Below are 8,259 nucleotides of genomic sequence, written 5' to 3' on the forward strand. Positions count from 1 at the left end.
AGAGCGTGCCGCCCGGAGAGCGCGCCGGGGCGCCGCCCTGTGCCGCGCTCAGCGGGCGGCGAGGAACTCCAGGCCGATGCGGCGCTCGACGTCCACGACGTCGCCGACCGTCCTGGCCGCCGCCTCCTCGATCGGCTTGCCGAACAGCGGGATCGACGCCGTCACCTCGCCGTCGTACGTCTCGCGGCAGCCCTCCGCCGTCGGCGTCAGGCGCTGGGTGCCGGTGACCCGGACCGGCACGCCCTGGATGTCCAGCGCCAGGGTCGAGCCGCGGGAGCCGTCGGCCGCCGGGCCCTCCCACGCCTCCACCAGGCGCACGTCGAGGGACTCGCCGACGAGGGAGCGGAACCGGGCCGGGATCGAGGTGGTGGGCATCTTGATGCGCGAGGTCACCGTGAAGGCGCCGCCGTCGCGGTGGATCTCCTCCGCGTGCTCCAGCGCGCCCGTCGCCGCCATCTTCCGCGCGACGAACTCCTCGTCGGCCAGCATCGCGGCCACCGTCAGGGGATCGGCGGGATAGTCGATCGTGGCGGAGAAGTGCACGGGTGCCCCCGGGGTCTGGTCGGCTGCCCTCACGGGCCGGAACAGCCCCAGCGTAGTGTCCGGGGGCGTCGCCGCCCGGGCCGGACGCCCGCGGCCGCGGGCGTCCGGTCTGTGCACCCGCCGCTCTCCCCTAGTGTGGAGCCGTGCCCACCCTTGCCAACATGATCACGGAAGCCGGCGATCTCGGTGCCTCGCACGCGGAGTGGCTCCACCAGCTGGTGGGCGACTGGCAGGTGGTGGCCGACCTCGCGTTCGCGGACCTCGTGCTGTGGCTGCCCGCGGCGGACGGCACCTTCGTCGTCGCCGCGCACTGCCGGCCCTCCACCGCCGCCACCGTGTACTACGACGACGTCGTGGGGCAGCACGCCCCGGAGGCGCGGCGCCAGCTCATGGCGCAGACCATGCTCGACATGGGCATCCACACCCGCTCGGAGCAGCAGAAGAGCTCCCACGGCATGCGTGAGGTCATCGTCCCCGTGGTGCACGAGGGCCGCGCCATCGCGGTAATGACGCGCGAGTCCAGCCTCCCGGCCACCCGGGTGCCCTCGCGCCTGGAGATCTCCTACTCCGAGACCGCCGACGTGCTGTGCGCGATGATCGCGCGCGGGGAGTTCCCACAGTCGGGCGCCCCGGGCGCCTCGCGCCGCGGCGCGCCCCGCGTGGGCGACGGGTTCGTGCGCCTGGACGCCGAGGGCCGGGTGGTCTACGCCAGCCCCAACGCGGTCAGCAACTTCCACCGGCTCGGGGTCATCGGCGAGCTCAAGGGCACGGTCCTCGCCGAGGTGGTCACCGCCCTCATCGAGGAGCACTCCACGGTGGAGGAGACCCTCGCCGTGGTCATCATGGGGCGGGCCGCGTGGCGCACCGAGGTGGAGTCCCACGGCGTGACGCTGAGCCTGCGCGCGGTGCCCCTGACCGACCACGGTGAGCGGCGCGGGGCCCTGCTGCTGTGCCGGGACGTCTCCGAGGTGCGCCGCCGCGAGCGTGAGCTCATCACCAAGGACGCCACCATCCGGGAGATCCACCACCGGGTGAAGAACAACCTGCAGACCGTCTCCGCGCTGCTGCGCCTCCAGGCGCGCCGGACGGACAACCTGGAGACCAAGGACGCCCTCGCGGAGGCGGTGCGGCGGGTCTCGACCATCGCCCTCGTGCACGAGACGCTCTCGCAGAACATCGACGAGGTCGTCAACTTCGACGAGGTCTTCGGCCGGCTGCTCCGCCTCGCGGCCGACGTGGCGTCCCCGGACTCCTCGGTGCGCACCGTCGTGGAGGGCAGCTTCGGGCTGGTCGGCGCGGAGGCGGCGACGTCGCTCGCCGTCGTGCTCACGGAGCTGGTGACCAACGCCGTCGAGCACGGTCTCCGCGGACGGTCCGGCACGGTGACCGTGCGCGCCGAGCGGGACGAGACGGACCTGGAGGTGCGGGTCCTCGACGACGGCATCGGCATCGAGGACGGGAAGGTGCTCTCCGGTCTCGGCACCCAGATCGTCAAGACGCTGGTGACCGGCGAGCTCGGCGGGACCATCGAGTGGACCACCCGGCCCGAGGGGGGCACCGAGGTGATCCTGCAGACCCGCAGCCGCGAGCACCGCGGGTAGCGCGCGGTGGGCCCACGGCGGCGCGTCGCCCCCGGAGACACGACGACGCCGCCGGTCGCCCGGCGGCGTCAGTGGCGCGTGCTGCGGAGCGGGCGCTCAGCCGGCGCGGCGGGCGCGGGCCGTGCGGCGCTTGAGCGCGCGGCGCTCGTCCTCGCTGAGACCGCCCCAGACGCCGGAGTCCTGCCCGGTCTCGAGCGCCCACTTGAGGCAGGTGTCCATCACAGGGCAGCGCTGGCACACGGCCTTCGCCTCCTCGATCTGCACGAGCGCGGGGCCCGTGTTGCCGATCGGGAAGAACAGCTCCGGGTCCTCCGTGAGGCAGGCGGCGCGATGACGCCAATCCATAGGTGCTCCTTCAGGCATGCGTCGGACCCCGTGAATTCGTGGGGAGCAGCGGGTCCGACGAGCGGGTTTCTTGCTGCTGCGAACAAGGTTGACACGCCGCGCGGACGACGACAAGAGGTTTCGGACAAGTGAGCAGCACGTAAACCCGGTGGGCTTTCTCACAGCCGGAGTCCCTTGCGTTTCACCCCGTTAAGGACGTTCCTCGTCCGGCTTGTCGGCGGCCCGCGGACTAGGCTCGGGACGTGACCAGACCTTCCGGCGGGAGCGCCCCGGGGCCGCGCGTCCCGGCTCCCCTCATGGTGGCCTGCCTCGTGGTGCTCCTGGAGGCGGCGGCCCTCCTCGGCATGGCCGTGGCGTTCGGCGTGGACGTCGTGCGCGGCCGGGCGATCGACGTCGGCTCGACGGTGGCCATGGCGGTGTTCTTCGCCGGCGTCGCCCTGCTCCTCGGCGGGGCCGCGCGCGCCCTGTGGCGGGGCAGGCGGTGGGGCCGCGGGCCCGTCCTGACGTGGCAGCTGCTGCAGGCCCTGAGTGCGCTCGCCCTCGCCCCGGCCACCCCGGCCGCCCTCGTCGTGGCGATGGTGGCGGCGGCCGCCGTGGTCATCGCGGGCGTGCTCTGGCCCTCGTCCCGCGAGCACGCCGACCAGCGGGGGACGCCGTCGGCGCTCGCCTGAGCGGCCCCCTCAAGGACGGGCCACCTGCACCGGCACCGGCCGCCCGCGGGTGACCAGCACCGCCAGCCCCGGGTGCGCGGGGCGGCTGCGGTCGACGGCGTGGGTCAGGTCCACCTCGCCCAGGTGCGCCGCCGCGGGGTCGGTGGGCCGCAGCACGAGCAGGGACGCCGAGCTGCGCCACTCGAGCAGCGGACCGCGGTAGGCCGCGACGATCGCCTCCGTGCGCGCCGCGGCGACGACGGCGACGTCCCGGCGCCCGTCCAGCAGCCCCTCCAGCTCCGCCAGCGGCCCCGGGGGCCAGCGGTCGAGGTCGTCGAGCAGCACGACGGCGGTGCCGGGGGCGACGGCGACGCGCGGTCCCGGCGCGAGGTCCTGGGCCGGGCGCCCCGCGGCCAGCAGCTGCGCGCGGACCGTGGCGAGCGCGGTCGTGCGCCCGCTGCCGGACGGCCCGGCGACGAGCAGCCGGTCGCCGGGTCCGCAGGCGGCGAGCACCGGCGCCCCGTCGTCGCCGCCCAGACCCAGCGCCACGTCGTGGCCCGCGCCGCGGCGGCCCAGCTCGTGCACGCGGACGACGGCGGGCAGGCGCGCGAGCCGCGGCGCCGCGGTGCGCGCGCCGGGCAGGTCGAGGGCCGCGGTGCGGGCCACCTGGACCACGGTGGCCGCGCCCGGCTCGAGCAGCACCCCGCGCCCCGCCGCCCCCGGCGCGTCCCTCAGCCCGCGCGGGACGCCGGCGAGCAGCGCCTCGGTCTCGTCCCGGGGGGCGAGGACCAGGCGGGTGCGGATGCCCTCGACCCAGCGCGCGGTCCCCAGGGAGGGCGGCCCGGACAGCGCCAGGGCGACGCCCGTCCGCCGGGCCTCGCGGACGAGGCGGGCGAGCAGCGCAGCGCCGTGGCCGGGCGCGACGAGGTCCAGCTGCTCGCACACGGCCTCCGCGTCGTCGACCACCAGCACCTGCCGGGCGAGCTCGGCGCCGGGCCGGGCGGGTCCGCGGCACAGCAGGTCGATCAGGCGCGCGGCGCGGCGCGGGTCGTCGGCGCCGACCACGGTGCCCAGCGCCGGGCCGCGCAGGTCCGCGAACCGCGCCGGGTCCGCCGCCAGGACGTGCACGGCCACGGACGCGGCCAGCGCCGAGGCCACCAGCGTCCGCAGGGCCTCGCTCCGGCCGGTGCCCGGACCGCCCGTGACCAGGAGCGTGGGCGTCGCCCAGGACCACACCCCGAGGCGCTGCTCGGCGGGCAGGTCCGAGCGGGCGAGGGGGAGGGCAGGGCCCGCGGGCGGGTGCGCGCCGACGAGGTCGGGCAGCCAGACCTCGGTCGGGAGCTCCGGCGCCCACGGCCGGGGCGACTGGCCGCCGCCCGCGCGTGCCCAGGCCCGCGTGGCGGCCTCGAGGACCGCGGCCACCACCTCGTCGCCCGGGCCGCTCCAGGGCCCCTGCAGCTCACGCACCCGGTCCGTGCGCAGCAGCGCACGGCCGGGCAGGGCGGGCAGCCGGGCGGCGTCCGGGACGCCGACGACGTCCAGGGAGTCGGCCGGCTCCAGGACCCGCAGGCACAGGCGCACCGTGAGGTTGGCGCGCACGTCGGGCCCGACGGCCCCGCCTGGGCGCTGGGTGGCCAGGACGAGGTGGAGGCCCAGCGAGCGTCCCTGGGCGGCGAGCCGCACGAGGGCGTGCATGACCTCGGGGTGCTCCTCCGTCAGGGCTCGGAACTCGTCGACGACCACGAGCAGGCGCGGGGGCCGGGGCCCGGGCAGGTACGCGTCGAGGTCGCGGGCGCCCGCGGCGGCCAGCAGGCGCTCCCGGCGCCGGACCTCCGCCCGCAGGCTCGCCAGCGCGCGGGCCGTGGCGGCCGGCTCCAGGTCGGTCAGGACGCCCGCGGTGTGTGGCAGGCCGGCCAGGGATGCGAACGTCGCGCCGCCCTTGTAGTCGACGAGCACCAGCTGGAGCGCGGCGGGGGAGTAGCGCACGGCGAGCCCCAGCAGCCAGCACAGAGCCAGCTCCGACTTGCCGGAGCCGGTGGTCCCCGCCACGAGCGCGTGGGGGCCGGCCGCCGCGAGGTCCAGCTCGACCACGCCGCCCGCGTCGACGCCCAGCGGTGCCGCGAGACCGGCCGGCGCCCGCGCCCACCTGTGCTCCAGGGCGCCCAGCGGGCCCAACAGCGGCCCGAGGGGGACGTGCGCGGGCACGGCCGGCGCCGCGGGTCCCCGCGCCGCTGCCTGGTCCGCGAGCATCCGCGCCAGCGTCGCCGCCCAGGGGACCGGCACGACGGTGCCGTGCAGGGCCGCGACGTGGACCACCCGGGTGCACCAGGTGGGGACCTGCTCGATGCGGGTCGCGAGGACGACACCGACCGCGCTGGCCCGGGCCCCGAGCGGGCGGGCGTCATCCGGCCGCACGGCCCCGCCGGGTCCCGGGGCCTCCTGGACGGTGAGGCGCCACGGCCCGCGCGGCGCGCCGCCCCCGGTGACGCCGTGCCGGCCGTCGTCCGGGTCGTCGTGCCGGCCGCGGTCCCTGCCGCCGTCGGGGTCGTCGCGCGGGTCGCCGTCCGGGTCGCGGTGCGGCAGCGCCGCGGCCCACCGCCACGTCGGCGGGAGCGCCAGCGCGAGGTCCCGCGGGGCGTGCCACGCCGCGAGCTGGCACACGAGCCATCGGGCGCTCGCGGCCACGTCGTCCGGGGCGCCGAGCAGCGCGACCTGGTCGCCGTCACGCAGCTCCACCGTGCGCGGACCCCGGGACCGCCGCCCCGTAGGCGGCCCCCGGAAGCGCGCGGCGCGCGGCCGGCGGCCCGGGTGCGACTCGAGGAGGGCGACCCGCAGGGCGTCCCCGATCCCGGCGGGGGCGGGCCGCGCCGACGCCAGGAGCAGCAGCGCGGCCGGGTCCGGCAGCTCCGCCTCCGGGGCCGCCTCCTCGGCCCGGCCCCTGCGCGCCTGGCCGACCGTGACCGCCACCACGGCCAGCGGCACGGCCAGGGCGGCCCACCGCCAGCCCCCGGCGGAGGAGGAGAGCAGGAGCGGCACGCTCGCCAGGCACATCAGCAGGGGCACCGCCAGGCGCAGCACGTCGGGGCGCTGCCCGCCGATTGGGGCGGGGACCCATGGCGCCGGCGGCGCCAGCCGGGCCGGCCGCTCCCGGACCTCGAGGACGGTGCCCCCGAGCGCGACACGAGCACCGGCGCCCACCTCCCGCCAGCGGCGCGTCAGCCGACGCGCCCGCCCGACGCGCGCGCCGAGGAGGCGCGTGCCGTTGACGGAGCCGAGGTCGCGCACCTGTGCGCGGCCGTGGCGGCTCCGCGCGGCGAGGTGGGCGCGGGACACGAGCGGGTCGGTCAGCGGCAGGCCGGGCCCGCCCCGGCCGACGACGGCCGCCTCGGCGCCCAGGCCCAGGCACCACCCGGTGTCGGGCCCCGCGACGACCGCCAGGTGCCACGGCGCGCGCAGGGCGGCCCCGGGGTCCGGGGGGCGGCGGCTGTCCTCGGCGGGCACGTCCCGATCGTGTCCGGTCAGGCGCCCCCGCGCCGGGAGCCTGTGGACGCGGCGATGTCCGGGGGCGGGCGCCCACGGCGACGTGCCGGGCACGGGCGGCGCCGGCCGGGCGGGCCGTGGTGCCGGGGCGGCCCTCCGCCGCCCCGGCACCACGCGGCCCTACTCCGCCGCGAGCGCCGCCACCGGCGGGGTCCGCAGGGCGGAGCGGGCGGGCAGCACGGACGCGAGCAGCCCCGCGGCCACCGCGACCGCGGCGATGACACCCAGGTAGGCCCACGGCACCGCGAGCACCACGGCGCCGGTGCCCCCGAGCACGACCGTCGTGCCCGCCCAGCCGTACACCAGCCCCAGCGCCGCGCCGAGCGCTGCGCCGACCAGCGCGATGAGCACGCCCTCGCCGGCCAGCATCCCGCGCAGCTGCCCCCGGGTCAGACCCGTCGCGCGCAGCAGCGCGTGCTCCCGGCGCCGCTCGATCACCGACAGGGACAGCGTGTTCGCCACCCCGATCAGGGCGATGACCACCGCCACACCGAGCAGCCCGACCACGACCCCCAGCAGCGTGTCGATGATCTCCTCGTACTGCTCCCGTTCCGCGACGGCACCGACGACCTGCGGCACGGCGTCGGCCCCCGTCGTCGCCGCGGCGACCGCGTCCTGGACCGCGCGCACGGTCGCCCCGGCGTCCTCGGCATCGACCCGCGCCCACACGGAGGTGACCGGCGCGCGCCCCGGGGCGAGGGCGCCCGGGGTCGCGACGGCGAGCCAGCCGCCACCCGGCACGACGCGCGCGACCACGCCGTGCCCGGCGGCCGTGCCGGCGTCGGCGTCGGCGCCCGGGGTCGCGGCGGCGGGCAGCACGGCCACCGGGTCGCCGTCGCCGACCGCCAGCGTCTCGGCGAGGTCCTCGCCGAGCAGGACGACGCCGTCGGCGAGCCCGGCGAAGGTCGCCTTGTCGCGGGCGAGGTCCGTGGCGTCCTGGGCGCCGAGCACGGTGAGGTCCGCCGTGGCCTCCGTCCCGCCGGCCGCGAACCGCGCGGGAAGGACGGGCACCTCCGCGGCGCGCTCGACGCCCGGAGTCTGCCGGACCGCGTCGACCTGCGCGGCGGAGAGCGGTGCCGCGCCGGCGCCGGTGTCGGGCGAGACGACGGCCAGGTCCACGGGGAACTGGGTGTCCAGGAAGGCGCCGAGGCTCGAGCGGGCCCCGGCCGCGCCGGTGGCCATCATCGTCACCAGGGTGACGCCGATGAGCAGCGCCGAGGCCGTGGCCGAGGTGCGGCGCGGGTTGCGCGTGGCATTGACAGCCGCGAGCCGGGCCGTGGACCTCGCCGCCGGCCGCGCGAGGGCGACGAGGGCGCTCCCGAGGAGCCGCACCGCGCCGGGGACGAGGAACACGGCGCCGACCATGACGCCGGCGAAGGACACCAGGCCGCCCAGGATGCCCACGGCCAGGGCCAGGCCCATGGTGGCGACCTCGTCCGTGCCCGGCAGCAGGTGGACGGTGGCCGCGCCGGCCAGCATCGCCGCGCCCGCCGCGGTCAGCAGGGCGGCGAGCCACCGGCGGCCGCGGCCGCCGCGCCGCGCCGCCGGGGCGTCCACGGGGCGCAGGGCGGCCAGCGGCC

6 protein-coding genes are annotated in these 8,259 nt (G+C 78.3%); 2 read left to right on the top strand and 4 right to left on the bottom strand.

Annotation, left to right across the window (positions count from 1 at the left end; genetic code table 11):
- Positions 1–48: 48 nt before the first annotated feature.
- Positions 49–576, bottom strand: a complete 528-nt coding sequence (locus tag EJK16_RS04505; RefSeq protein ID WP_127126777.1) for a DUF2505 domain-containing protein — start codon at positions 574–576, stop codon at positions 49–51.
- A gap of 110 nt (positions 577–686) precedes the next feature.
- On the opposite strand from EJK16_RS04505, the gene EJK16_RS04510 reads away from it, so the two are divergent.
- Positions 687–2,144: a sensor histidine kinase gene (locus EJK16_RS04510; protein WP_370275940.1), complete on the top strand. Its 1,458-nt coding sequence runs from the start codon at positions 687–689 to the stop codon at positions 2,142–2,144.
- A gap of 96 nt (positions 2,145–2,240) precedes the next feature.
- On the opposite strand, the gene EJK16_RS04515 is transcribed toward EJK16_RS04510, so the two are convergent.
- Complete coding sequence (locus tag EJK16_RS04515) at positions 2,241–2,489, bottom strand: WhiB family transcriptional regulator (protein WP_127126779.1); 249 nt, start codon at positions 2,487–2,489, stop codon at positions 2,241–2,243.
- A gap of 242 nt (positions 2,490–2,731) precedes the next feature.
- Between EJK16_RS04515 and EJK16_RS04520 the strand changes: the two genes are divergently transcribed.
- Positions 2,732–3,160 carry a hypothetical protein gene (locus tag EJK16_RS04520; protein ID WP_127126781.1) on the top strand — a complete coding sequence of 143 codons (429 nt, stop codon included), beginning with the start codon at positions 2,732–2,734 and terminating at the stop codon, positions 3,158–3,160.
- A 9-nt stretch (positions 3,161–3,169) separates the two neighbouring features.
- Here the strand turns inward: EJK16_RS04520 and EJK16_RS04525 are convergent, their stop codons facing one another.
- Entirely contained in the window at positions 3,170–6,640 is a 3,471-nt protein-coding gene (locus tag EJK16_RS04525; protein WP_127126783.1) for an FtsK/SpoIIIE domain-containing protein, read from the bottom strand.
- A 159-nt stretch (positions 6,641–6,799) separates the two neighbouring features.
- A partial coding sequence (locus EJK16_RS04530) for an FtsX-like permease family protein (protein WP_205739590.1) occupies positions 6,800–8,259 on the bottom strand: 1,460 nt, incomplete at its 5' end.

It is taken from the genome of Georgenia sp. SYP-B2076 (assembly GCF_003991205.1).
In the GTDB taxonomy this organism is placed as follows: Bacteria; Actinomycetota; Actinomycetes; order Actinomycetales; family Actinomycetaceae; genus Georgenia.